General features: G+C 54.2%; 25 protein-coding genes. 11 read left to right on the top strand and 14 right to left on the bottom strand.

Translation table 11 applies throughout. The features are described 5' to 3' along the window. Nucleotides 1-97: 97 nt before the first annotated feature. Nucleotides 98-442 (top strand): DUF1971 domain-containing protein, encoded by a 345-nt coding sequence (locus ACMYSL_RS11495; protein WP_434664037.1) that lies wholly within the window; start codon nucleotides 98-100, stop codon nucleotides 440-442. A gap of 9 nt (nucleotides 443-451) precedes the next feature. On the opposite strand, the gene ACMYSL_RS11490 is transcribed toward ACMYSL_RS11495, so the two are convergent. The 3 genes from ACMYSL_RS11490 to ACMYSL_RS11480 form a co-directional block, all read right to left on the bottom strand. Then, nucleotides 452-898 (bottom strand): YcgN family cysteine cluster protein, encoded by a 447-nt coding sequence (locus tag ACMYSL_RS11490; protein WP_142670527.1) that lies wholly within the window; start codon nucleotides 896-898, stop codon nucleotides 452-454. Nucleotides 899-992: 94 nt separating this feature from the next. Further along, the gene (locus ACMYSL_RS11485; protein ID WP_434662902.1) at nucleotides 993-1,652 is read right to left on the bottom strand and encodes a fumarylacetoacetate hydrolase family protein; all 660 of its coding nucleotides are present in this window, start codon (nucleotides 1,650-1,652) and stop codon (nucleotides 993-995) included. A 17-nt stretch (nucleotides 1,653-1,669) separates the two neighbouring features. Further along, nucleotides 1,670-1,951: a YcgL domain-containing protein gene (locus ACMYSL_RS11480; RefSeq protein WP_110274245.1), complete on the bottom strand. Its 282-nt coding sequence runs from the start codon at nucleotides 1,949-1,951 to the stop codon at nucleotides 1,670-1,672. 126 nt (nucleotides 1,952-2,077) lie between these two features. Here ACMYSL_RS11480 and minC point away from each other — a divergent pair, with 126 nt between their 5' ends. Genes minC through minE form a run of 3 tightly spaced genes read left to right on the top strand, consistent with a single transcriptional unit; the run spans nucleotide 2,078 to nucleotide 3,885 of the window. Then, the gene (gene minC / locus ACMYSL_RS11475; protein ID WP_181486394.1) at nucleotides 2,078-2,776 is read left to right on the top strand and encodes a septum site-determining protein MinC; all 699 of its coding nucleotides are present in this window, start codon (nucleotides 2,078-2,080) and stop codon (nucleotides 2,774-2,776) included. A gap of 23 nt (nucleotides 2,777-2,799) precedes the next feature. Next, complete coding sequence (gene minD / locus ACMYSL_RS11470) at nucleotides 2,800-3,612, top strand: septum site-determining protein MinD (protein ID WP_110274247.1); 813 nt, start codon at nucleotides 2,800-2,802, stop codon at nucleotides 3,610-3,612. 3 nt (nucleotides 3,613-3,615) lie between these two features. Then, nucleotides 3,616-3,885: a cell division topological specificity factor MinE gene (gene minE / locus ACMYSL_RS11465; RefSeq protein ID WP_004103270.1), complete on the top strand. Its 270-nt coding sequence runs from the start codon at nucleotides 3,616-3,618 to the stop codon at nucleotides 3,883-3,885. Between the two features lie 86 nt (nucleotides 3,886-3,971). On the opposite strand, the gene rnd is transcribed toward minE, so the two are convergent. The 5 genes from rnd to ACMYSL_RS11440 all read right to left on the bottom strand — a co-directional run bounded on the left by rnd (nucleotide 3,972) and on the right by ACMYSL_RS11440 (nucleotide 10,363). Continuing rightward, entirely contained in the window at nucleotides 3,972-5,087 is a 1,116-nt protein-coding gene (gene rnd, locus ACMYSL_RS11460; protein WP_181486393.1) for a ribonuclease D, read from the bottom strand. A gap of 82 nt (nucleotides 5,088-5,169) precedes the next feature. After that, nucleotides 5,170-6,855, bottom strand: a complete 1,686-nt coding sequence (fadD, locus tag ACMYSL_RS11455; RefSeq protein ID WP_110274249.1) for a long-chain-fatty-acid--CoA ligase FadD — start codon at nucleotides 6,853-6,855, stop codon at nucleotides 5,170-5,172. 208 nt (nucleotides 6,856-7,063) lie between these two features. Further along, the gene (locus ACMYSL_RS11450) at nucleotides 7,064-7,645 is read right to left on the bottom strand and encodes a Slp family lipoprotein (RefSeq protein ID WP_331328969.1); all 582 of its coding nucleotides are present in this window, start codon (nucleotides 7,643-7,645) and stop codon (nucleotides 7,064-7,066) included. A gap of 44 nt (nucleotides 7,646-7,689) precedes the next feature. After that, nucleotides 7,690-8,385 (bottom strand): tRNA (adenosine(37)-N6)-threonylcarbamoyltransferase complex dimerization subunit type 1 TsaB, encoded by a 696-nt coding sequence (tsaB, locus tag ACMYSL_RS11445; RefSeq protein WP_182239536.1) that lies wholly within the window; start codon nucleotides 8,383-8,385, stop codon nucleotides 7,690-7,692. 67 nt (nucleotides 8,386-8,452) lie between these two features. Further along, complete coding sequence (locus ACMYSL_RS11440) at nucleotides 8,453-10,363, bottom strand: ATP-dependent DNA helicase (RefSeq protein ID WP_182239538.1); 1,911 nt, start codon at nucleotides 10,361-10,363, stop codon at nucleotides 8,453-8,455. 132 nt (nucleotides 10,364-10,495) lie between these two features. Here ACMYSL_RS11440 and ACMYSL_RS11435 point away from each other — a divergent pair, with 132 nt between their 5' ends. Next, on the top strand, nucleotides 10,496-10,840 hold the full coding sequence (locus tag ACMYSL_RS11435; RefSeq protein WP_004113724.1) for a RidA family protein: 345 nt from the start codon (nucleotides 10,496-10,498) through the stop codon (nucleotides 10,838-10,840). 118 nt (nucleotides 10,841-10,958) lie between these two features. Here ACMYSL_RS11435 and ACMYSL_RS11430 read toward each other — a convergent pair whose 3' ends face one another. From ACMYSL_RS11430 to ACMYSL_RS11410, 5 genes are read right to left on the bottom strand one after another with little or no spacing between them, the layout of a single operon-like run. Beyond that, entirely contained in the window at nucleotides 10,959-12,098 is a 1,140-nt protein-coding gene (locus ACMYSL_RS11430) for an alginate lyase family protein (protein ID WP_434664033.1), read from the bottom strand. Between the two features lie 7 nt (nucleotides 12,099-12,105). Continuing rightward, nucleotides 12,106-13,200, bottom strand: a complete 1,095-nt coding sequence (locus tag ACMYSL_RS11425) for an ABC transporter ATP-binding protein (protein WP_304259874.1) — start codon at nucleotides 13,198-13,200, stop codon at nucleotides 12,106-12,108. Nucleotides 13,201-13,210: 10 nt separating this feature from the next. Continuing rightward, a complete protein-coding gene (locus tag ACMYSL_RS11420; RefSeq protein WP_004121979.1) occupies nucleotides 13,211-14,050 on the bottom strand; it encodes a carbohydrate ABC transporter permease in 840 nt (279 codons plus the stop codon). Between the two features lie 9 nt (nucleotides 14,051-14,059). Beyond that, on the bottom strand, nucleotides 14,060-15,001 hold the full coding sequence (locus tag ACMYSL_RS11415) for a carbohydrate ABC transporter permease (protein WP_228727498.1): 942 nt from the start codon (nucleotides 14,999-15,001) through the stop codon (nucleotides 14,060-14,062). Nucleotides 15,002-15,012: 11 nt separating this feature from the next. Next, nucleotides 15,013-16,302, bottom strand: a complete 1,290-nt coding sequence (locus ACMYSL_RS11410; protein ID WP_434662898.1) for an ABC transporter substrate-binding protein — start codon at nucleotides 16,300-16,302, stop codon at nucleotides 15,013-15,015. Nucleotides 16,303-16,827: 525 nt separating this feature from the next. On the opposite strand from ACMYSL_RS11410, the gene ACMYSL_RS11405 reads away from it, so the two are divergent. Both ACMYSL_RS11405 and ACMYSL_RS11400 read left to right on the top strand, forming a co-directional pair. Next, entirely contained in the window at nucleotides 16,828-18,066 is a 1,239-nt protein-coding gene (locus ACMYSL_RS11405) for an alginate lyase family protein (protein WP_434662896.1), read from the top strand. Further along, on the top strand, nucleotides 18,066-20,057 hold the full coding sequence (locus ACMYSL_RS11400; RefSeq protein ID WP_434662895.1) for a heparinase II/III domain-containing protein: 1,992 nt from the start codon (nucleotides 18,066-18,068) through the stop codon (nucleotides 20,055-20,057). Before ACMYSL_RS11405 ends, ACMYSL_RS11400 begins: the two co-directional genes overlap by 1 nt. A 52-nt stretch (nucleotides 20,058-20,109) precedes the next feature. Here the strand turns inward: ACMYSL_RS11400 and ACMYSL_RS11395 are convergent, their stop codons facing one another. Further along, the gene (locus ACMYSL_RS11395; RefSeq protein ID WP_110274258.1) at nucleotides 20,110-20,289 is read right to left on the bottom strand and encodes a YoaH family protein; all 180 of its coding nucleotides are present in this window, start codon (nucleotides 20,287-20,289) and stop codon (nucleotides 20,110-20,112) included. 90 nt (nucleotides 20,290-20,379) lie between these two features. Between ACMYSL_RS11395 and pabB the strand changes: the two genes are divergently transcribed. From pabB to ACMYSL_RS11375, 4 genes are all read left to right on the top strand, one after another. Beyond that, on the top strand, nucleotides 20,380-21,735 hold the full coding sequence (gene pabB / locus ACMYSL_RS11390; RefSeq protein ID WP_434662892.1) for an aminodeoxychorismate synthase component 1: 1,356 nt from the start codon (nucleotides 20,380-20,382) through the stop codon (nucleotides 21,733-21,735). Between the two features lie 3 nt (nucleotides 21,736-21,738). Further along, nucleotides 21,739-22,317 carry a CoA pyrophosphatase gene (locus ACMYSL_RS11385; RefSeq protein WP_110274260.1) on the top strand — a complete coding sequence of 193 codons (579 nt, stop codon included), beginning with the start codon at nucleotides 21,739-21,741 and terminating at the stop codon, nucleotides 22,315-22,317. Between the two features lie 162 nt (nucleotides 22,318-22,479). Next, nucleotides 22,480-23,844: an L-serine ammonia-lyase gene (sdaA, locus tag ACMYSL_RS11380; RefSeq protein ID WP_181485818.1), complete on the top strand. Its 1,365-nt coding sequence runs from the start codon at nucleotides 22,480-22,482 to the stop codon at nucleotides 23,842-23,844. 119 nt (nucleotides 23,845-23,963) lie between these two features. Then, nucleotides 23,964-25,529, top strand: a complete 1,566-nt coding sequence (locus ACMYSL_RS11375) for an EAL domain-containing protein (protein ID WP_434662889.1) — start codon at nucleotides 23,964-23,966, stop codon at nucleotides 25,527-25,529. Nucleotides 25,530-25,551: the final 22 nt, after the last annotated feature.

Raw genomic sequence — 25,551 nt, 5'->3', positions numbered from 1 at the left:
GCTCCTTCGGGAGCGTTTTTTTTGCCTGCGAGTTGACGTCAGCCCCTTAAAGTTGCATATTAAATACATCTTATTCGTATTCACTAAGGAGCTCATGATGTCTCATCTACGTATTCCCGCTAACTGGAAAGTAAAACGCTCCACCCCGTTCTTCACCAAACAGAACGTTCCTGCCGCTCTGCTGACGCACCACAATACCACCGCCGGTGTTTTCGGCCAGCTTTGCGTCATGGAAGGAACGGTGACGTACTATGGTTTTGCTGATGAGCAGGCGACGGAGCCAGAGGCGGAAGTGGTCATCAATGCCGGTCAGTTCGCCACCAGTCCGCCGCAGTACTGGCATCGTATCGAATTAAGCGACGATGCGCAGTTCAATATCAATTTCTGGGTTGAAGATGACGCTGACGGCGAAAGCGGGCTGTTTCACGCGAAGAAAGATTAACTGAGCGCCTTATTGCGCCCAATCTGGTTTATTCAGGATGTGATCTTGCCAGTCCACTACGTTGGACTCTTTAACGGCAATATGGCGAACGGAGATACGTTCGCCATGCATCGCGGCCTTCGAGCCGGTCAACAACGGGTGCCAGTGCGGCAGCGGTTTACCTTCAGCCAGTAAGCGATAAGCACAGCTCGGCGGCAGCCATTCAAACGTCGGTAAATTGTCGCGGGTTAGCTTAATGCAGTCCGGTTCATATTCGAAGCGGCGCTCGTAGTTGCGGCACTGACAAGTTTTGATATTAAGCTGACGGCAGGCGACGTTAGTAAAGTAGATTTCGTCGGTATCCTCATCCATCAGCTTATGCAGGCAGCACTGTCCGCAGCCGTCACACAGTGATTCCCACTCCGCGTCGGTCATTTCATCCAGTGTTTTTTGTTGCCAGAAAGGTTGTTCGCTCATTGGGATGTCCGTCATTGCAATTCAGGGTGCACCTTATAACCAGTCTGGCACGCCGATGCAAGTTTTGCCGCCCGGAGAAGGCGGCAAGCGGACGTTACAGCACGCGGGTGGTCAACGATAATCCGTTGAAACCCACTTCCAGTTCGTCGCCGCTGCTTAGCGGACCTACGCCTTCCGGCGTGCCGGTCAGCACCACATCACCCGCCTTCAGAGTGAAGAAGCGCGACATGTAGGCAATAAGCGGCACAATTTTATGGATCATGTCAGCGGTTGTGCCCTGCTGGCGCACATCACCATTAATCTTCAGGCTCAACGGCGTGTTTTGCGCGTCACCGTGAAATTCTGCCGCAGGAACAAATCCGGAGATTGGACAGGAGTTATCAAAACCCTTCGCCTTTTCCCACGGCTGACCGGCTTTTTTTAATTTACCCTGCAGGTCACGCAAAGTCAGATCCAGCGCCACGCCATAACCTGCAATCGCTTTTAGCACATGATCTTCGGTTGCCTGACGCAGCGTGCTGCCAATCAGCACCGCCAGTTCGATTTCATGATGTACCGAACCTAATCCTTCAGGAAGCACCAACGGCTGGCGGATATCGCATAGCGCCGTTTCAGGTTTAATAAACAGCACCGGCTCGTCCGGCGTTGCACTGCCCATCTCCTTAATGTGGTTGGCATAGTTGCTGCCCACGCAAACCACTTTGCTCACCGGATAATCCAGTAACGCACCCTGCCAGTTATGATGTTGATACATTTTTATCCCTCTATGGGTTAATCAGATTTATTCCCCTGTTCCGCCAGGTGTTTCTTGAGTAAATTTTCAGTCGGAGGGGGAAGTTGCAGGTAATAGCCTTGTTCGGTCAGGGCCTGTTTCACCTTATCCAGGTCGGCGTGAATGGTTTTTTTCCGCCCATCAAGCGGCAGAATCATTGCCAATTTTGGTGTACCGAAGCCTTGCATTAATTCGTCGGGAACGCGGGAGAAATCGTCCCTTTTTTCGACATATAAATAGGTTTGCTCACGTTTAGTACTTCGATAGATCACACAAAACATAGTTTTACTCGGAATTAGACCTGTGGTCACTTGCCTCAATATATGAGTGACTATAACATGCCTTTTAGTCTTCGGAATATCACCGCACTTCGGCGGGTGATAAACAGCAAATTGAGTAAGGCCAGGATGTCAAATACGCCAATCGAACTTAAGGGCAGTAGCTTCACCTTATCTGTCGTTCATTTGCACGATGCAAATCCCGAGGTTATTCGTCAGGCGTTAGAAGACAAAATCGCCCAGGCCCCCGCCTTTTTACGTCATGCTCCGGTGGTTGTGAATATTAGCAGCATTGAAGATGCCGTCGACTGGCGCGCTCTTCATGAAGCGATTGCGGTCACCGGTTTGCGTATTATGGGTGTGAGCGGGTGTAAACTTCCTCGCCTGAAAACGGAAATTGACCGCGCCGGGATCCCTTTATTAACCGAAGGGAAAGAAAAAATAACCCGTCAGGCAGCACCTGAACCTGTCGCCCCGCCGCCGGTTGTTAATCAGATCACAAAAACGCGTTTGATTGATCAGCCGGTACGTTCCGGTCAGCGCATTTATGCGCCACACTGTGATCTAATTGTTACAAACCATGTGAGTGCCGGAGCGGAACTTATCGCCGATGGTAATATTCATGTCTATGGCATGATGCGGGGACGGGCGCTTGCCGGGGCTGGCGGCGACAGAGATGCCCAAATATTTTGCACTAACCTCTCGGCGGAACTGGTGTCCATCGCGGGGGAATACTGGCTGAGTGATAACATTCCGGCCGAATTTTATGGCAAAGCGGCGCGCCTGCGTTTGGGCGGCAGCGCTTTGACAATTCAATCGTTGAATTAATCCCTTTTTAACAAGGAATTTCTATGGCACGCATTATTGTTGTGACTTCGGGTAAAGGAGGCGTTGGCAAGACCACCTCCAGCGCGGCCATCGCTACTGGTTTGGCGCAGAAGGGAAAGAAAACGGTCGTTATCGACTTCGATATTGGCCTGCGTAACCTTGACCTGATTATGGGCTGCGAGCGCCGGGTCGTTTATGACTTCGTTAACGTCATCCAGGGTGATGCCACGTTGAACCAGGCGCTCATCAAAGATAAGCGCACCGAGAATCTCTTTATCCTCCCGGCTTCCCAGACGCGTGATAAAGACGCCCTGACCCGCGAAGGCGTGGATAAGGTTCTCGAAGAACTGAAAAAGATGGAATTTGATTTTGTCGTCTGTGATTCCCCTGCAGGCATCGAAACCGGTGCGCTGATGGCGCTGTACTTTGCTGATGAAGCCATCATCACCACCAACCCGGAAGTCTCCTCCGTTCGTGACTCCGACCGTATCCTCGGCATTCTGGCCTCCAAATCCCGCCGGGCAGAAAGAGGCGAAGATCCGATTAAAGAGCATCTGCTGCTGACGCGTTACAACCCAGGCCGCGTTAACAAAGGCGACATGCTGAGCATGGAAGACGTGCTGGAAATTCTGCGCATCAATCTGGTGGGCGTGATTCCGGAAGATCAGTCCGTACTGCGCGCATCTAACCAGGGTGAACCGGTTATTCTGGATGATGCCTCGGATGCGGGTAAAGCCTATGCCGATACGGTTGAACGTCTGCTCGGAGAAGAACGTCCTTTCCGCTTCATTGAAGAAGAGAAGAAAGGTTTCCTCAAACGCCTGTTCGGAGGATAAATTATGGCATTACTCGACTTTTTTCTCTCGCGGAAAAAGAACACGGCCAATATTGCGAAAGAGCGCCTGCAGATCATCGTTGCAGAGCGTCGTCGCGGCGATGCCGAACCGCATTATCTGCCGCAGCTGCGCAAAGATATTCTGGAAGTGATTTGTAAATACGTGCAGATCGACCCGGAAATGGTCAGCGTACAGCTGGAGCAGAGAGACGGTGATATTTCGATTCTGGAGTTGAACGTGACTCTGCCGGAAACCGAAGAGTCGAAACCCTGACCCTTTAGCACCCGAAAATGTCATTAAAAAACCGGCAACGCTGTGCGAAGCCGGTTTTTTTGTCTGAAACATTAGCCCGGTGCTGGTTAGCGCGGATACTCGCTTAATAATGCATTCAGACGATCGGCCATCAATTCACCACGCCAGCCAGAAACCAGTTCAGGTTGACCGTTGCCATTTTTCAGCCCCCAGTGCCAGTTCAACAGCTGGTTAATCTGTCTTCTTGACGCCAACAGCTCTGCGCTGACCCCTTTCTCGGCGCTGACAGCCTGTACAAGCGCTTTAATGTCCTTAAACACCTTGCGATAGCCCGGCATATCAATCAGGTTCTGTAGCGGCTCTGGTAACGCTTCTTCCGGCAGCGCCTGCGCTTTTTCGACGAGACTTATCAGCGTTTTGCCATGGAAGCGAATTTCGCTACCCGATAATCCCAGGCTATCCAGCTCACCCAGGCTGCCTGGCATATAGCGAGCCACGTTCCACAGATGCTCTTCACGAACCACAAAGTTGACGGCCAGATCGCGCTCACGGGCTTTACGTAAACGCCAGTCGGCCAGCAGTTGCAAACAGCCCAATTGGCGGGTACGCAGTTGCCAGGCGTTGCCGATGTCGCGCCATGCCTGCGCCGGGTCCTGGATTTCCTGACGACGCTGCTGCATCAGCTGACATTCATCCAGCGCCGCAGAGAGCCAGCCTGCGCTTTCGGTCTCGGCCATCAATTTGCTGGCAATCGGTAGCAGGTACCAGACGTCTGCAGCAGCATAAATGCACTGGCGTTCGGTCAGCGGGCGTGCCAGCCAGTCGGTACGGGATTCACTCTTGTCCAGCGCTACGCCGGTATACTCTTCAACCATCGCAGCAAACCCCCATGACATCGGGCGACCGCAAAAAGCGGCCAGAATTTGCGTGTCGATCAGCGGTTGTGGCATCAGATGAAAGGCGTTGAGAAACACTTCTAAATCTTCGCTGCCAGCATGCAGAAATTTAGTCACATTTTGATTCAACAGCAGTTCACGCATTGGCGCCCAGTCGGTGATAACCAAAGGGTCAATCAGAGAAACCTGTTCACCGTCGAATAACTGGAGCAGACCGAGCTGCGGATAATAGGTGCGGGTGCGGACAAACTCTGTATCCAGCGCAACCGCCGGGACCGCGCTTGCCGCTTCACAGATGGCGCGCAGGCCATCGTCGGTGGTGATCATCTGATAGTTCACATCATACTCTCTTAACTTGCGCCCATAAAAAACGCCGGCTTAGCCGGCGTCTGGCGATTCACTCATAGCTTCAGGCTTTATTGTCTACTTTAGCGCGAGCTTCGTCACGTAGTTCTCGACGTAAAATTTTGCCGACGTTGGATTTCGGCAGTTCATCACGAAACTCGACCAGCTTAGGTACTTTGTAACCGGTCAGTTGACGGCGACAAAAGGTAATCAGCATCTCTTCCGTCAGCGCGGCGTCTTTTTTCACCACGAAGATTTTCACTGCTTCACCGCTGCTTCCTGACGGTACGCCAACGGCGGCAACTTCCTGAACGCCAGAATGCTGCATCACCACGTCTTCAATTTCATTCGGATAGACGTTGAAACCGGACACGAGGATCATATCTTTCTTACGGTCGACAATACGCAGAAAACCTTCATCATCCATCACTGCGATATCGCCGGTATGCAACCAGCCATTCTTAATGATTTCAGCCGTGGCGTCCGGACGCTGCCAGTATCCCAGCATCACCTGCGGGCCTTTGACGCACAGCTCGCCCGGTTCTCCCGGCGCGACTTCATTATCGTCGTCATCGACCAGCTTGGCTTCAGTCGAGGGTACCGGCAAACCAATACTGCCGCTGTGGTAGTCGATATCATGCGGGTTCACGCTCACCAACGGCGCGCACTCCGTCAGGCCATAGCCTTCCAGAAGATATTGCCCGGTCAGCTTAACCCAGCGCTCCGCAACCACTTGCTGCACCGGCATCCCGCCGCCCGCAGAAAGATGCAGAGAAGAAAAGTCGAGCTGCTGGAACTCTTTGTTATTGAGCAATGCGTTAAACAGGGTATTCACCCCGGTCATCGCGGTGAAGGGATATTTCGCCAGCTCTTTGACCAGACCCGGGATATCGCGCGGGTTGGTGATCAGCAGGTTCTGCCCGCCCAGCTCAATAAACAGCAGGCAGTTCATGGTCAGCGCAAAGATGTGGTACAGCGGCAACGCGGTAACCACCAACTCTTTTCCACGATGCAGCAGCGGCCCGTAGGTACCGTTCACCTGCTCAAGGTTCGCCAGCATATTACGGTGGGTCAGCATCGCCCCCTTCGCTACGCCGGTTGTCCCGCCGGTGTACTGGAGGAAAGCGAGATCCTGGGGGACGATTTCGGGCTTGATATACTGCATACGGTAACCGTTCTGCAGCGCACTACGAAATGAGATAGCATCCGGCAGGTGGTATTTTGGCACCAGGCGCTTAATGTACTTCACCACGAAGTTAACCAGCGTACCCTTCGCCGTTGAAAGCTGATCGCCCATGCGCGTTAAAATCACGTGCTTAACCTGGGTTTTATCGACGACCTTTTCAAGGGTATGCGCGAAGTTGGAGACAATCACAATGGCGGCGGCACCGCTGTCATTGAGCTGATGTTCCAGTTCACGCGGCGTGTACAGCGGGTTCACGTTCACAACGATCATGCCCGCGCGCAGGATACCAAATAGCGCCACCGGGTATTGCAGCAGGTTGGGCATCATCAGGGCGACGCGGTCGCCTTTTTGCAGGCCCAGGCCCTCCTGCAGATAAGCGGCGAACGCCCGACTGCGCTCCTCCAGCTTACGATAAGTCATCACCTCGCCCATGTTGATAAATGCCGGTTGGTCGGCATAGCGCGTGGTGGATTGTTCAAACAGTTCAACCAGGGATTGATAGCGGTCAGGGTTTATCTCCGCAGGAACATCCGCGGGATAACGGTTTAGCCAAACCTTTTTCACTGCATCACCTCTGAAATAATTATTCGTCGTCATCACAACCCCTGATCAACAAACATTTTGTTAACATTATATTAACTCAGCGCACCAGTTTATTAATTAGGCGTTTTACAGGTTGCGAAGCGCGTCACTATTTATTTTTCTTATTTGACTGAAAACAAAGAAACAGCGGACCAGCCGCTGTTTCTTTTTGTTTATAAAAACTACAAAATCATTCAGTTACGACGTTTCTGACTTCTGCAGGGCCTGGGTTATACCAGCCCCAACCGCCGTATCCGTAGCCCCACGGGCGCGGGCCAAACATCCACGGATCAATGGGCTGCGGCGGCATCACCACCTGCTGCACGACGTTCCAGCGCTTGTAACCGCTGGCATTCATTAGCATAAATTTGTACGGCGTGTTACCAACTTTACCGTCCACGACGCCGACTATCGGGCCAACCACGGTCACCAGTTGACCGCGAAAATCAACCGGATCGATAAAACCATTTACATCGGCAAAAATACGCCCACGCGAAGGTTCACCCAGTTCCGGACGCGCTGCGCCGTCCAGTTGGACAGTGGCAATCTCTAAGCGAGTTTTACCCTGCTGATTCTGTACGCGGACGACCTTACCGCCAAACCGCGCTTCCTGACCGACGTAAAGCTGCGGCGCGTTCATCACGCGGACTAAATCTTGCTGCGGCGTCGGGGTAGTGCCTTTAATAGCATCCGGTACCGAAGCACACCCACTTAGCGTAGCGACAACCGCTGTCGCGACTAACCAACGTACTACCGTTTTTTGACCCGCCATGACGCGACTCCTTCCTTCTTCTCAGACTTATTAGTTACTGAGATTCACTCGCGGCCAGGAAGTTTCTTCCAGGCGACTTCATTACGTAAATAAACTGGTTCTGCGTGCTCAACGGCCACGGTTTTCCCTACCGTGAGCAGATGGCAAGCCAGCGGCAGCATATCCTGCGCTTCCGGTAACTGAATTTCACCATCAGTTAATGTTAGTCCGGAATCGTTAGCCATATCTGGCCATGCCTGCCAGCCGGTACCGACGGTTGCCCACTGCCCTTCGAGCTGTTGCAGGCGTTCACTGACGCCTTCCGGCTTGAGCACCGCTTCGCTCTCTTCGCCATGCCAGACGCCCTGCTCATCGCGCTGATATTCCGCCCAGTAGACTTCGCCCATTCTGGCATCAATTGCCGCCAAAACGCGGGTTGCGCCGGTTTTACGCCACGCGCCCTGCGCCATGGTTGCCAGCGTGGAAACACCAATCATCGGTAGCTCTGCGCCTAATGCCAGTCCCTGAGCAATACCGATACCGATACGCACGCCGGTAAAGCTGCCTGGACCACGCCCAAAGGCCAGCGCATCGAGTTCAGTAAGCATGATGCCGCTTTCGTTGAGGACATCCTGCACCAGCGGCAGGATCCGTTGAGTATGTTCACGGGGACAGATTTCGAAATGAGCACTGAGGGTGCCATCATTCCACAGCGCCGCAGAGCAGGCCTCTGTGGCGGTATCGATAGCCAAAATTCGCATGGGTTGTCGCGCTCTCGCTCTAGCAGATTGACAAAATGGCGCGCAGCTTACCACATTTTGCCACGCATTACCTCGCTGGCGGCACCGCCAGGAAACGCACCGCCCGACGGATATCGCGAGTTCGCGGCGCGGGCGGCAGGCTAGCGAGGAACGTTGCACCATACGGACGCATCACCAGGCGGTTGTCGCAGATAACCAGCACGCCGCGATCGTCGATATCGCGAATCAAGCGCCCGACGCCCTGTTTTAAGGTGATAACCGCGTCCGGCAGTTGAACCTCATCAAATGGGTCGCCGCCGCGCAGACGGCAGTCTTCCATTCGCGCTTTGAGTAGCGGATCATCCGGTGAGGTGAAAGGCAGTTTATCGATAATCACCAACGAGAGCGCATCACCGCGCACGTCCACCCCTTCCCAGAAGCTGCTGGTCGCCACCAGCAGGGCGTTACCCGCGCTAACAAACTGCTGCAGAAGTTGGCCCTTACTGGTTTCCCCTTGCAAAAGAACCGGCAGCGTCATGGTGGCGCGGAATTGTTCAGCGAGATCGCGCATCATGGCGTGCGAGGTACACAGCATAAAGCAGCGACCATCGTTGGCTTCAATCAGCGGTTTGAGCATCGCCGCCAGATGCCTTGCTGCACCGGGTTGATTGGGCAATGGCAAATTTCGCGGCACGCACAGCAGCGCCTGATGAGCATAATCAAAGGGGCTGGGCAGCAGCAGCGTTTGCGCTTCGCCAATTCCCAGACGATCGGTGAAATGGTGCAGATCATCGTTAACCGACAGCGTCGCCGAGGTAAAGATCCAACTCCCCGGTTTTTGCACCATCACTTCTTTAAATTTATCCGCCACCGTCAAAGGCGTCAGCGCCAGCGTAAAGTGGCGGGAGTTGCATTCGTACCAATAGCTGTAACCGGGCTGATTGGTATCCTTCAGCCGTTTAAGCCGCCCGCGGTATAACGTCGCCCGCTCGAAGGCAGCATCAAGCAGCGCTGAGCGTCCGAGAGACAGTTTTGCCACGTCGTAACACAGCTCAAGGGCATCATCGAGCAGCAGCAGCGCACGCTGAATATTGTTATCCGCCAGGAGCTCACGCAGGTTACCGCGATAGCCCGGATCGCCTAATTGCAGGCGAAAATCCTGCGCGCTCTGGGCCAGACGGTCAGCGCATTTCTGTAGCTGCTGAGTATCTTTAAGCTCGGTGCGATAAGCAATGGTAATATCTTTTGCCAGGTCCAGCAGCTGGCGGCTGGAGAGCGATTGACCAAAATATTGGCTGGCGATGTCCGGCAACTGATGCGCTTCATCGAAGATCATCACTTCCGCTTCCGGAATCAATTCGCCAAAGCCGCTCTCTTTCACCACCATATCGGCGAGGAACAGATGGTGGTTAACGACCACCACATCGGCATCCATCGCCTTTTTCCGCGCTTTAACGACAAAGCAATCTTTATACAGGGGGCAGTCGCTACCCAGACAGTTGTCGTTGGTGCTGGTGACCAGCGGCCAGGCCTGAGAATCTTCCGCCACGCTCACGCAGGTGCTGATATCGCCATCAATAGTTTGGTTCGACCACGATCGCAGCAGAATGACGTCGCTGAGGGTTTGCACCGGCAGGTCGCCCCCGGCAAGCGCTTGTTGTTCAAGACGCTCAAGGCAGAGGTAGTTCGAGCGCCCTTTCAGCAAGGCCAGTTTCCCGGCGAACTTCAGCGCTTTGGCCACGGTGGGCAAATCCCGGCTATAGAGCTGATCCTGCAACGCTTTCGAGCCGGTGGAGATGATGACTTTTTTATTTGCACGCAGCGCTGGCGCCAGGTACGCGTAAGTTTTCCCGGTTCCTGTTCCCGCTTCAACCACCAGCGGACGGGTTTCTTCAATCGCGCTGGCGACGGCGAAAGCCATCTGGCGCTGCGGCTCGCGTGGTTTAAATCCCGCAATCGCGCTGGCCAACTGGCCGTCTGCTGCAAAATCGTCGATCACATTACCCCCTGGTTATTTGGACAGTGATTATGTCAGGGTGGGCTGGTTTTCGCCAGTACGGGTAGTGACGCAGATGAAACATTGTGGCAGTCTGGCCGCAGTTTGATGAACCGGAATAAAGAGGAAATAAAAATGACAATTACGCGTATCGATGCCGAAGCCCGCTGGTCTGATGTCGTGATCCACAACCAGACGCTGTACTACACCGGCGTACCATCAAATCTGGATGCCGACGCCTGCGCGCAAACCGCTGACACTCTGGCGCAGATTGACGCAGTGCTGGAAAAACAGGGCAGCAGCAAGTCGCGCATTCTTGATGCCACTATTTTCCTCGCCGACGGCGCTGATTTTGCGGCGATGAACCAGGCATGGGATGCCTGGGTTGTCGCAGGCCACGCGCCGGTACGCTGCACCGTACAGGCCAAACTGATGAATCCAAAATACAAAGTCGAGATTAAGATTATCGCCGCGGTGTAAATTTTTGCGCCGAGCTTCCCCGGGGTCGGCGTAAACGCCTCGCCCGGGCTACAAAATACAATGCCCCGGAGTGTAGTAGCCCGGCCAAGCGCAGCGCCGCCGGGAATATTCCGGGCTATCAGCCCGGACACCACATTAACTGTTCTTTGAGCTGCAAAGTCTCCCGCGGCAAACACTTCAGCACTTCACGATAGTTGGCCGACTGTTTCGGATAACCACGTACCGACTGCAACAACAGGCGCAGCGCGCTATCCCAGACAATCCCCTGCAAATCACTGTACGGCCAAAGATCCGGTTCGCGAATAAACGGCACCAGATAATCAATCCCCTGTTTCACCCCGCGCCCGTCGCGAATGTGATTCCAGCGGTCAAATTCCACGTGCTCGGCGTAACGGTTAAGCAACAGATGCGCTTCCAGGTTAAACAGCGAGTAGTGGAACGGAATGGTGCGCTCCAGCTCCATCGTCTGCTTACCGTCCTGGTCAATTTGCGCCGCCATCCGCTGGGTAATCCCCTGCTCGATAATGCGCGCCGCCAGCCCCTTATCGCCATAAAACAGCGCATTGACCGTGCGCTGGGCGTCATACCAGGTACCGTGGTTATTGTGCCAGACGTATTCGGAATGGCCGATTTCGCTGTAGTACATCCAGTGGTTAAAATCGCGAAACCACTGATGCAGGCCGATAATATCGTCAGTATCCAGAACGCTGGCGGCATTAATCAGCCCGATGGTATCCACCACCATCCACAGCAGACGCGTATCGATAAGCCCGGTGCCGCGCCCGGAGACAATCCCCGGGATCGCCTGACCGTAGTTCAGATGCGGATTCATCCGTGTCTCGGCATCGAGGAACCAGCAGCGAATCTGTTGTGCCGCTGCCAGCGCATACTGCCGCTGGCCGGTAAAGTACCAGGCTAACCCCAGCGTCAGGCAGCGCTCGCACATGCGGATGATGCGTGAGGTGTCGGTGTCGTTATTCTCGCACTGCGGATTGATATGCCCGTCGCGGCGGATATAGGGCAGCCCATTCGGCCGCCGTGGATTTGGCCACCAGTAGGTGCCCAGGCTGTAGTAATCGTGCGCGTCACCGCTCGCCGGGCGCAATTTTTTATGCACCACGCTTTCCGGCGGTTCGCGCCTCACGACATCGGCCTCAGAGACCAGTTGACTCAGCGCCAACTGGAGCGGCGAGAATGGCTGCTTTAAGCTTGCGCGAGCATTTTCCAGACAGACTTCATCCAGGGTGTACAGCTTCATCGCCACCTTATTTTTCCTCCCCACACGCGATGCGCAGGCCGCTTTGCGCGTCAAACAGATGCACGCCGGAGAGCTTCGGCTGCAGCCAGATGTTATCACCCTCTTTGACCGGCAGACGCTGCTTGAACACCGAGGTGAACGCCCCACCGCCGGTGTCGCAGAATAGCTGCATATCCGAGCCGGTATTCTCCACCGCTGTCACTTTCGCCGCCAGCGCGTCGTCGCGGGCTTCGTGCACCACGTTGACCTGCTCCGGACGAATCGCATACACCACCTGTTGACCGTTTTTCACCTGCAACCCGGCAGGCAGCGCCAGCAGCGAACCGTCTTTCAGGCGCAGGCTGGTCCCGCTGGCGTTCAGTACCACTTCACCCGGTAGCTGGTTGATTTCCGGCGAGCCGATAAACCCGGCGACAAACAGGTTGGCGGGCTGGTCGTATAGCTCCAGCGGCGTTCCCGCCTGCTCAATGCGCCCGTCGCGCAGCACGACAATCATCTGCCCCATGGTCATCGCTTCGATCTGGTCGTGGGTCACGTACACCGAGGTGGTTTTTAACCGGCGGTGCAGTTCGCGTATTTCGCCACGCACCTGGGTACGCAATTTGGCGTCGAGGTTCGATAACGGTTCGTCGAACAGAAACACCTGCGGCTTGCGCACTATGGCACGACCCATCGCCACACGCTGACGCTGACCACCGGAGAGATCTTTCGGTAGACGCTCCAGCAGCGGCTCCAGCCCCAGCAGCGCCGCCGCCTCATTAACCTTCTGGTTGATATCCGCTTTCGGCAAACGCGCCATCTTCAGGGCAAAACCCATATTTTCACGCACCGTCATTTGCGGGTACAGCGCATAGCTCTGGAACACCATCGCAATATCGCGCAGCTTCGGCTCAACCTCAGTGACGTTACGTTCGTTGATGTGCACTTCACCGCCGGAAATTTCCTCAAGACCCGCAATCATCCGCAGCAGCGTCGATTTACCGCAGCCACTGGGGCCGACGAGGACGCAAAATTCACCGTCCGGGATAGTCAACGACACATCCTTAATGACGTGAGCATCACCGTATGACTTGCGCACGCTATTCAATACAACAGATCCCATCGCTAACCCCTTATCCTTTGACCGCGCCGGACATAATCCCGCGATTAAAATGTTTTTGCAGACCCAGATAGACGATGATGCTTGGCAGCATCGCCAGTAACGTAATGGCGATAAAAATGTTCGGCGTGATGCTCTCATCGGTACGCAGCGTGCCGAGGATCACCGGAATGGTGTTCAGGCTGTCCTGGTTAACCACAATCAGCGGCAGCAGGTACTGGTCCCAAATCATAATGAATCCAAAGGTCACTACCGTGCCCAGCGCCGGTTTCACCAGCGGCAGGATCACATGGAAGAAAATCTGCCATTCGTTAGCACCATCAATACGCGCCGCCTCCTCCAGCTCTTTCGGAATGGCTGACATAAATTCGGTCAGCACGAAGATGGAGAACGCCCAGCCCACCACCGGCAAGATCATCCCGAGGTAACTGTTGTACAGCGAGGCGTCGATAAACGGCAGCCGCCAGTTGATAATCATGTACAGCGGAATGGCGATAACCTCTTCCGGTAGCATCATGGTGGAGAGGATAACGAGGCTTACCAGCGCCACGCCGCGAAACTTTTTACGTGCCAGCGCATAAGCCGCCAGCGCACTGACTGAGACCTGCAACACGGTGCCGAAGAACACCACCAGAATCGAGTTCAGCAAGTACTGCCAGACGCCGATATCCATCCACGCAAAGATGAAGTTCTCGAAGGAGAACTGATTTGGCCAGGCCAACAGTTCCCCCGGCTTCACCGGCGCGCCGCTAAAAGCGGTCGCGACAATGCCCCAGAACGGCCCGACGAAGACAATCAGCAGCAGCGCGTAGATGCACCAGCGCCCTGCGGTATCCCAACGTTTACTTAACATCACGGCTCCTTAGTAACGTGCGATACGTTTTTTCAGCGTCAGATGACAAATGGTTAACAGCACCGTAAAGGTGAACAGCAGGAACGACACCGCCGAGGCGTAGCCATAGTCAAACTGCTCGAAACCCAGTTTATAGATGTGGGTCATCACCATTTCCGTAGAGTTTGACGGCCCGCCGCCGGTGGTGGCGTACACTTCGGCAAACACGCGGAAGCCACGAATAAAGGAGAGCATCAGCACCACCGACAGCGCCGGGATCATGCCCGGCAGCGTGACGTAGCGCAGGCGGTTCCACCAGTTCGCGCCGTCAACGTTTGAGGCGTCGTACAGATCACGGCTGATGCCCGCCAGACCGGCGATAAAAATCACCATGTTGTACGGCACCGCTTTCCAGATATGCAGCAGCATAATGACCCCCAGCGCCTGGTCAGAGCTGGCGAGAAAACCCTGATCCGCCACGCCAAACCAGCTCAGGATATGGTTCATCACCCCGTTTGGCGTTGGGTTGAACAGGATTCGCCACATTTCCGCGACAATCGCCGCGCTGGTCACCGCCGGTAAGAAGATAGCGGTACGGATAAAGCGCAGGTGGCGCGCCGGGCCTTCCAGCAGCATGGCGAGGAAGAACGCGAGTATTGCGGCGGCGAACATGGTGACCACCACGTACAGCAGCGTATTGACCACCGCCGCATGCAGCTCAACGTCGGCGAAGGCGCGGGTAAAGTTGGCAAACCCCACCCACTCATTCGGCTGATTAAAGTTGACCTTGTAGAAGCTCATCACCAGACCCTGAATCATCGGGATGAACTTAAACCAGCTAAAAATAATCAGCGCGGGGGCCAGAAACAGCCACGGGATCAGCGCCCGCTTGCGTTTTGCCGTCAGCCATCCACTCGCGTCAGGCGAAGCGGCTTGCTTTAGCGGCGAGGACTTCGTCTCGTGCAGCGTCATAACGTCATTCCTCACTTAGCCAGCACATTTTGTTTTTCCAGCTCAGCGTTCACCTTGCCGTCAATCGTTTTCAGCTCAGCAGAAATGTCGCTGTTGCAGTCGGCAAAGATACGGTTAAAGCCATCGGCTGCCACCTGGCGTACCGGCGTCCAGTTTGGAATTTGCGGCACATAGCGACCCTGCTCGTTGTACAATTTGGCGAAGGTTTCCCAGCGCGCATCCTGATACACCGCTTTGACATCGACGTTCTTATTCACCGGCAGGCGGACAACGGGAATATGTTTACTGCCTTTGCCCATACCAATTTCCTGACCTTCCGGCGAAATCATAAATTCGATAAACTGGCGCGCCGCATCTTTCTGCTTGCTGCTCTTCATCATGAAGACCGTGGTGCCTTCGGCGAGAGTGGCCTCACCTTTTGGCCCAACGACAGGCACAACCTCAAAGTTGTCTTTCCCAGGATCTTTATCAAACAGCGCAATGTGATACGGGCCGCTAAAGAACATGCCGCTCTGACCTGAACGGAATGACGGGATAACATCGGCAGTCGTGGCGTTAATGGCTCCCGGCTGAGTCACTTTTTCGCACATCATGGTGCGCATAAAAGTCATCGCCTGAGCGACTTCCGGGGTATTGAGCGAGGCGCTGAATTTACCGTTATGGTCGCTGACGAAATCCCCACCAGCCTGCCAGATAAAGTTGCTCATAAACCAGCTGGCATAGCCACGGGTGGTGGACGCCGGGACGATAAAACCGTAGGTATCATTTTTACCGTTGCCGTCAGGATCTTGTGTGGTAAAGGCTTTGGCGAGGGTCTGGATATCATCCCAGCTTTTCGGCGACGGCAAGCCCAGCTTTTCACGCCAGTCTTTGCGCACGAACAGGGCGAAGGTTTGTGCCGAAGTTGGCACGCCGTAATATTTGCCGTCGATATAGCGGGTACTGTTCCAGGCCGTCTGATAGAGCTCGTCGCCGCCGTTTATCGCTTTGGGGTCGATTTCATCAGCAATACCGAGCTGGATAAACTGCCCCAGCGATGCCGCATCGTTAAAGATCAGATCAGGTAAGGCGTTGCCCGCTGTGGCACGTGCCAGACGCTGCTCGAAATCGGTGGTCGCGTTGAAGTATTCGATTTTGATTGCGGTTTTTTCTTCAAACTTTTCCGCCTCTTGTTTGTAGATATTTTTCGAGTCGTTGCTTGCACGGATCCAGACGTTAAGGGTTGTGGCGGCGTAACTCTGCCCGACGCCCAGTCCCAGAGCGGAAAGAAGTAACAATGAACGTAATTTATTCGCAGACATGATTGCATATCCTTTATTGTTGGGCACAAAGGTAATTAAATTCGCAAAAGTACATTTTCAGAGAAAAATAAAAATCATTTCGATATTAATTCAATATGCGTAAAAATATTTACGATCATTAAATAGAAATATATTTCCCAATACAACCACACAAAAAAGAAATCGTATTTCAAAAATCAAAAAATTGAAGCAGGTCACACACAAACGTGACACAAAAAGTGACATTGAATTTTAATTCATTAAAATCAATGTGTTGTGTTTTTACCAATTCCGTTAAAATTTTAAACAAAAATAGAAAAACGCTTAATTCTGTGACTCACCTTGCATTAAATGCGTCATTTTTTATCCATAGCGATAAGCTTGACACTCATCACAAAAAAAATAACTTTGTCTTTTACACTGCACCGCATCGCTTTCATAAACACATTATTTTTAATTAAACCGCCTGTCTCTTATGCCTCTTAAATACGTGGCAGGTATAATTCTGTTGTTATCTTTTCTCTTATTTGCAGAAGGGTTATCACGATGAACTCAATACCTCACCGGAGAATATTCGGCATTGCGCTGCTTTGTTCTGGTTTAAGCACATCACTGTACGCCGCCGAGCCTTATACGCTCGATGGCAAAGATTTGGCCTTCAGCCGCCAGCAAATCGCCGCCAAAGACCCGTTATTTGTCCAGGCACAAAGCGCGCTGTTAAAAAAAGCGGACCTTGCATTAAAACACCCGCTGTTTTCGGTGATGGATAAAACGCTGGTCGCCGCCAGCGGCAACAAGCACGACTATTACAGTTTCCCACCGTACTGGTGGCCAGACCCGAACACGAAAGACGGACTGCCGTACATTCGCAAAGATGGGCAAACCAACCCGGACGCCAACAGCGATGCCACCGACAAAAACCGGTTGGTGAAGATGAGTAACGATGTGTCCACGCTGGCGCTGGCGTGGTATTTCTCTGAGGATAATCGCTATGCGCAGAAAGCTGCCGAGCAGATTAAAAGCTGGTTCCTTAACCCAGAAACTCGCATGACGCCAAACCTGCAATACGCGCAAGCGATCCCTGGCATTAATACCGGACGCGGCATTGGTATCATCGACAGCCGGGCGCTGGTTGAGGTGGTTGACGCTATCGCGGTGTTGCAATCCTCCGGCGCATTAAGCGAGACCGAGGTGGCTGAGCTTAAGCAGTGGTTCGGTGAGTTTTATCACTGGATGACCACCAGCCAGAACGGTTTTGAAGAAGAGAATTGGCATAACAACCACGGCACCTATTTTGACATGCAGGCCGCTACGTTTGCCCTGTTCAGCGGCAAAACCGATGAGGCGAAAAAGCGTTTAACTATCACGCAACTGCGGCGCATTGCCGGACAGTTTGACGTTGAAGGGCGTCAGATGGCGGAGCTTGAGCGTACCCGTCCGTGGCACTACAGCAACTTCAACCTCGAAGCCTACAACCGCCTGGGGCGTCTGGGTGAGAAAGCGGGCGTTGATATCTGGAACTTCACCCTCGACGACCATAGCCTGCGCAAGGGCTATCAGTATGTCGCTGGATTTATTAACAGCGATACGCCATGGCCGTGGAAAGACCTCGACAAAATGGACGATAAGAAAGCGCTGCGTAATATTGCCACCGCCGCCCACGCCTGGCCGGATGACATGTTATTCCGCGAAAAAGCCCAGTGGTTGCGCGCGAAATACCCTGACGATATCACCACGCTCATCGCCCCGCTTCCCGCGTCAGCAGAGGTCAAGGATAACCACTGATGAAACAATTTTCTGGGCTATGGCCCGACATTGCCAGACGTGCAGCCGGCAATAACGGCCTGATTGAACAGCTCGTGAAGAATGCACAACCGATGCTCGACGCCGCCGTGTGCATCCCGCAAACCGGTATTGCGAGCTGGAATCTCTACTATTTTTGCCCGCACCATGGGGTGCGGCTCACCTGGCAGGCAGACTCCCCTCATCATCACGCCTGCCCGGTTGACGGCGAAGTTTTTAGCGGCGAGCCGTGGGACGGAGCCTGGTGGCGGGAGATGAACGGACGCAACGCCAGCGCCTGTCAGCAGTTGGGGCTGCTGTGGCAGTTGACCGGCGAAACGGTGTATCGCGATAAAGTCCGCACGTTGCTGATGGGGTATGCAGACGTGTACCCCGCCTATGAAGTCCACGGCGATATCCCCAACAACGGTCCGGGGAAAATGAACGCCCAAACGCTGTGTGAAGCGAACTGTATTCTGGAGATGGCGCTGGGATACGACCTTATTCGCGACGGTTTAACACCCGCCGAACAGCAGCACATCAGCCAAAACCTGCTGCGCTGCGCGGCGACGTTTTTACGCGAGCATCGCAGCCCGCAAATTCATAATCACGAGGTGAAAATCAGCGCTGCGCTCGGCGTGCTGGGTTTTGTCCTTGAAGATGATGCGCTACTGGAGTTTGCCGTTAACCAACCCTACGGCCTGCGCTGGCAACTTGAGCATGGGCTGCTGGCGGAAGGCTTGTGGTTTGAGGGGTCGGTACATTACCACTACTACGCGCTGCAGGGGTTCTTTGCTTTCGAGAAGCTGGCGCGCGGCACCCGCTGGAGCCTGATTGATGGCCCGTGGTATCAGCCGATGCTGAAGTTTCCCCTCTCATTACTGTTACCGGATGGCACCTTCCCACGGCTCAATGACTGCCTTGCCGGACAGGAGAAACTGCATCACCGGGATCTGTACGAGTTTGCCTGGTTTATCTGGCACGACCCGCAATACGCCGCGGTGTTGCAGTTTATCGACGCGGAGCCTGACGAGCGCGAAACGCTGCTGTGGCGCGATCGGCCGCTACCGGAAACCACGCTGGCACTTATCCCTCAGCAGTCGCTGTTTGCGCCGGGTGCGGGGATCACGCTCTGGCGACGGCCGCAAGAAGTGCTATTGATTAAACATAGTCCGTGGGGCGGCGAGCACGACCATTACGACCGGCTGGGGCTGATGCTCTGGCAGCGCGAGGGTTGGCTGCTGCCGGACATGGGTACCACCGGTTACGGTGCCAAAATGCACTATGACTATTACAAGAATAGTGCCACCCATAACACGTTGACGGTCAATCAGACCAACCAACCTCCGGCTAACCCGGATGTGCTGGGTTGGCATATGGGCGAGGATTATCTCTGGCTGGACAGCGAAGTAGACTGGAGCAAACCGCCACCGGAACTGAACAGTCATTCGCGGGTCGAGTGGGACGTTAATGCCTGGCGCGAAGTGCGCTTTCGCCGCCGCTTGCTGTGGCTGGACGATATGCTGATCGACCTGTCGACGGTGGAGAACCCGCATCGCCAGCAGCTCGACTGGACGCTACATCTGGCGGCACAGGCGCTGGACCAGAGCGGCACGCCGCAGCCCTTCTCGCTCAGCGGGCCGCTGCGTCATATGGAAGGTTCCACCATGACGCCGCTGCACGGCTGTCAGCCACGCCATTTTGCCCGTGACGGCGATACGGTAGCGCTGTGGTTGGCGGGTGACGGTGAGCTGTGGCAAGGGTTGGCTCCGGATAACCCGGCGGTAAGCAATCTCAGTTATCTGGTGTTACGCAACCATCTACCGCAGGCGAGATTTGTCTGTCTGTGGGACCTGACGAAGTCTGCGCCGTTAACCGAGGTCAGCGTGAACCACACGGCTACTAGCACACAGCTCACCTACTGGCGTGGCGAAAGCATGGCGCAGATAACGCTACACGACGATCCCGAACGGCTACCTGATGTCATCAATTGACTTTCCGCCTTCTGCCTAAGGAAGGTGGCATGACACGAATGACGGTATTAGCTTACTCGTCTTCATCCTCAAAGCGCGCCACAATCCGATCGCCGGTATGCGAGGCGCGCAGTTCGTTAGCCACTAAAGAGATAGCCTCGCCGCTGCTCATGCCCTGCGACATCAGTTCCTGAATTCGTTCTACTGCTTTTTGCTGTTGCTCGTGGCTCAGCGAAGGTAAACCTGCAAACATCACTCACTCCTGCTACATTGTGGGGCGTAATTATTTCACGCCGTCCTCTAGTATACCAGCAGGCGGTAACGATCAGGATTGAAGAAGACGATGTTGTCCCCCGCGATTATTTCCCTGCCCTGGCGTGCGGATGCCGCTGAACATTATTTTAAGCCATTAAGTTCACAACCCTGGGCAATGCTGCTGCACTCTGGTTTTGCCAATCATGCACATAGTCGGTTTGACGTTATCGTCGCTCAGCCGTGCGCAACGCTGGTGACCCACGGTCAAACTACCGTTATAAGCGAGGGCGAAACGACCACAACGTCAAGCGCCGATCCGCTCGCGCTCGTGCATCAACAACTGGTGAAGCATAATCTGCAACCGCAAGCTCACCCGCATCTGCCGTTTCTTGGCGGCGCGCTGGGGCTATTCGGCTACGATCTTGGGCGGCGTTTTGAAACGCTACCGTCGCAGGCGGATGCGGATATCGCCCTGGCGGATATGGCGGTGGGGATCTATGACTGGGCATTAATTGTCGACAATCAGCGCGAGGAAGTGTCGTTAATCAGCTATGACGATCCGCAGCGCTGCCTTGCGTGGCTGGAGGCGCAATCAGCCCCGGTCGTTGAGCCTTTTGAACTGACTTCGCCGTGGCGCTCAAATATGAGCCGCGAGGAGTACGGCAAAAAATTTCGCCAGATTCAGGCTTATCTGCACAGCGGCGACTGCTATCAGGTCAACCTGGCGCAGCGTTTTAAGGCCAGCTATCGCGGGGATGAATGGCAAGCGTTCTGCCAGCTTAATCGCGCCAATCGCGCACCGTTCAGCGCCTTTATCCGCCTGCCTGAAGGGGCAATATTGAGCCTGTCGCCCGAGCGCTTTATTCAGCTACATCAAAGTGAAATCCAGACCCGACCGATTAAAGGCACCTTGCCAAGACTGTCCGACCCCGAGCTGGATGCACAGCAGGCGAAAAAGCTGGCGAACTCGCCGAAAGACCACGCAGAAAACCTGATGATCGTCGATTTAATGCGCAACGACATTGGCCGGGTTGCCGTGCCCGGTAGCGTTCGCGTCCCCGAACTGTTCGTCGTTGAACCGTTCCCTGCCGTACATCATCTGGTGAGCACCATTACCGCCAGATTGCCCGCTCATCTTCACGCTACCGACCTGCTGCGCGCAGCGTTTCCCGGCGGCTCAATTACCGGCGCGCCGAAGGTCAGAGCGATGGAAATTATCGATGAACTGGAGCCGCAAAGGCGCAATGCGTGGTGCGGAAGCGTCGGCTATATCAGCTTCTGCGGCAATATGGATACCAGCATCACCATCCGCACGCTCACCGCCAGGCAGGGGCAGCTTTTCTGCTCCGCCGGTGGCGGTATTGTGGCCGATAGTGAAGAAGCAGCGGAATATCAGGAAACTTTTGATAAAGTTAATCGTATCCTGCATCAACTGGAGAGCTAGAACATGGCGGACAGCGCCCTCGACCTTGACGACTTTCTTTCTCGTTTTCAGCTTCTGCGACCACAGCCCGCAGCCAGTGCGCTCAACCAGCGCCAGGCTGCGGTTCTGGTGCCAATTGTTCGCCGTCAGCAGCCGGGGCTGTTGCTGACCCAACGCTCGCCGCTGATGCGTAAACATGCCGGACAGGTTGCTTTCCCAGGCGGCGCGGTGGATAACAGCGATGCCACGCTTATTGCCGCCGCGCTGCGCGAGGCGCAGGAAGAAGTAGCGATACCACCAGAGTCCGTTGAAATTATTGGTGTTCTTCCGCCAGTTGATAGCGTAACCGGTTTTCAGGTGACGCCGGTAGTCGGTATTATCCCGCCTAATCTGCACTATCATGCCAGTCAGGATGAAGTCGCGGCGGTCTTCGAAATGCCGCTGGCTGAGGCGCTACGACTCGGGCGCTATCACCCGCTGGATATTCATCGGCGCGGTAATTCACATCGCGTCTGGCTGTCGTGGTATCAGCATTATTTTGTCTGGGGCATGACCGCGGGCATTATTCGTGAACTGGCGCTACAGATAGGCTCCCGTCCTTAACTATACTTAAACTTGGACGATGCTCTCAGCATTAGTAAATTCTCGGTTATCCATTAGTTTAATTCATGTGAATACTTAAGCTGATGGCACGGTTCCCTCTTACACTATGCGCAGTTATTGCATCGTTACCGCACCCGCGGTAACCCTGTCAGGAGTGTTATCGTGATTAGTATATTCGACATGTTCAAGGTGGGGATCGGTCCCTCATCTTCCCATACTGTAGGCCCGATGAAGGCCGGTAAACAGTTCGTCGATGACCTGGTCGAAAAGGGATTGCTTAATGAAGTGACTCGCGTGGCGGTTGACGTCTACGGTTCACTGTCATTAACCGGCAAAGGCCACCACACAGATATTGCGATTATTATGGGACTGGCAGGCAATCAGCCTGATACGGTCGACATTGACGCAATTCCGGCATTTATCCGCGACGTTGAAGCGCGCGGTCGCCTGCTGCTGGCGCAAGGGCAGCATGAGGTCGATTTCCCGCAGGATGATGGTATGCGTTTTCGTAGCGATAACCTGCCGCTGCACGAGAACGGCATGACCATTCACGCCTGGGCTGGCGATAAAGAAATCTACAGCAAAACTTATTATTCCATCGGCGGGGGTTTTATCGTCGATGAAGAGCATTTCGGCAAAGAAAATGTTGGTGAAGTCAGCGTCCCATACCCGTTTAAATCCGCGCAGGAGATGCTGGGCTACTGCAAAGAAACCGGCATGTCGCTTTCCGGCATGGTGATGCAGAACGAGCTGGCGCTGCACAGTAAAAAAGAGATTGAAGATTACTTTGCTAACATCTGGCACACCATGAGCGCCTGTATCGATCGCGGCATCAATACCGAAGGCGTGCTGCCAGGACCACTGCGCGTTCCTCGTCGCGCCTCGGCGCTGCGGCGTCTGCTGGTCGCCAGCGATAAACTCTCTAACGATCCGATGAACGTGGTGGATTGGGTCAACATGTTCGCCCTGGCGGTCAATGAAGAGAACGCCGCCGGTGGCCGCGTAGTGACTGCGCCCACCAACGGTGCCTGCGGTATTGTTCCGGCGGTGTTGGCCTACTACGACCACTTTATCGAGTCCGTCAGCCCGGATATCTATATTCGCTACTTCCTGGCCTCTGGCGCTATCGGCGCGTTGTATAAGATGAATGCTTCAATTTCCGGTGCGGAAGTTGGCTGTCAGGGTGAAGTCGGCGTGGCCTGCTCAATGGCGGCGGCGGGCCTGGCTGAAATCCTCGGAGCCAGCCCGGAGCAGGTTTGCGTGGCCGCGGAAATCGGGATGGAGCATAACCTCGGTCTTACCTGCGACCCGGTAGCCGGACAGGTGCAGGTTCCCTGTATCGAGCGTAATGCGATTGCCTCGGTTAAAGCGATCAACGCCACCCGAATGGCAATGCGCCGAACCAGCGAACCGCGCGTCTCCCTCGATAAAGTCATTGAGACCATGTATGAGACCGGTAAAGATATGAACGCCAAATACCGGGAAACGTCGCGCGGCGGCCTGGCTATCAAAGTTCAGTGCGATTAATGATTATTTAAACGAATGCGTCCGTCGGACGCATTCTTCTTTTTTATCGATTCCCACTACTCTTGCCCTATGGCGGCTGTTACTCTCATTGACACGTTCTAGCCGACAAGGCGTCGCGCATGCAGACTGCACAAAAAGTCATCACGACATACCGCAGGAAACGTATCCTGGTATGTTTGCTCGTGGCGCTATTAACGCTAACAACAACGTTAGTGATTCGATTTATTTCGCAGCGTAGTTTAAATCAGCAGCGTGTCCAGACGAGCACCAACAAAATGGTGGAGGCGATGGATAATATTTTGCGCCCCCTGGCCGCTCAGCACACTGCACTGCTTCATCTGGTGAACCAACCCTGTCAGGATGCCCACCTTGCGCTTCGCAAGCTGGCCTCATCGTTGCAAACAGTACGCTCCATTGCGCTGGTCCAGTCAAACCAGCTCTATTGCTCTAGTATTTTTGGTCAGCGCCATATTCCGGTACATCAACTACAGCCTGCATTACCGACAAATCATCCCCTGTTAGTCTTCAGCTACGACGCTTCGCTGCTTAAAGGAACCCCGGTACTTATTCAGTGGTATCCCGCCTCGCTTAGCGGTGCTGACGGCGTGCTGCTGCTCATCAATATTGAGCTGTTAGGTGGGTTAATTTTCAATGCAAAATCATCGTTAATTACCGGGATTGGTCTGCAGGTTGGCGAGAAAAGCTTTATCAGCGGTTCGGGTCTGATAAGACAGGAGATGTTGCCGGGAGAGCAGATTATCTACCGCCAGCGTTCCACAGAATTTCCTTTTACTATCAATGTCAGCGGTCCCGGAGCCTCGGCGGTCGCCCTTAGCGATCTTCCCAATGAATTGCCGCTGGCGCTGATCCTTAGCATGTTAATGACCGGCATCGCCTGGCTGGCGACTGCGGGACGAATGAGTTTCTCTCGCGAAATTAATCTCGGCATTACTGCGCACGAGTTCGAGCTTTGGTGCCAACCTTTACAAGACCTGCATACCCGAAAGTGCTGTGGAGTTGAGATACTGCTGCGATGGAATAATCCGCGACGAGGGGCTATTTCACCGGATGTTTTTATTCCCATTGCTGAAGGCTATAACCTGATTATCCCCCTCACCCGCTATGTGATTTCACAAACCGCACATAAATTAGCGCTGTTTCCTCAGGACAAACATTTTCACATCGGGATTAACGTCGCCGCCCGCCACTTCGCCAATGGCGAACTGCTGCGCGACCTGCACCATTACTGGTTTAGCGCGCATCCGGTACAACAATTGGTTGTCGAACTCACTGAACGTGACGTGCTACAGGATGGCGATCACCATATGGCTGAACACCTGCATTTCAAGGGGGTACAGCTAGCGATTGATGATTTTGGCACTGGCAATAGTTCCCTTTCGTGGCTGGAAAAACTGCGTCCTGATGTGTTGAAAATTGATAAATCTTTCACCAGCGCTATTGGTATCGATAGCGTCAACGCCACGGTGACCGATATGATCATCGCCCTTGCGCGTCGGCTAAAAATTGTCACGATTGCTGAGGGAGTCGAGACCCGGGAGCAGGAGGAATACCTGCGCAGAAATGGCGTGGATTTATTGCAGGGTTTTTATTATGCCCGCCCGATGCCAATAGACGACTTTCCACAGTGGCTGGCATCTGAAAAACACAAAGGGGTATTTACGTAGGGAATACCCTGCCGGCTTCATG

It is taken from the genome of Klebsiella sp. MISC125, assembly GCF_051131775.1.
Taxonomy (GTDB): domain Bacteria; phylum Pseudomonadota; class Gammaproteobacteria; order Enterobacterales; family Enterobacteriaceae; genus Klebsiella.
The sequence above is the reverse complement of the archived record's forward strand: the minus strand, read 5'-3'. Positions and strand labels throughout refer to the sequence as shown.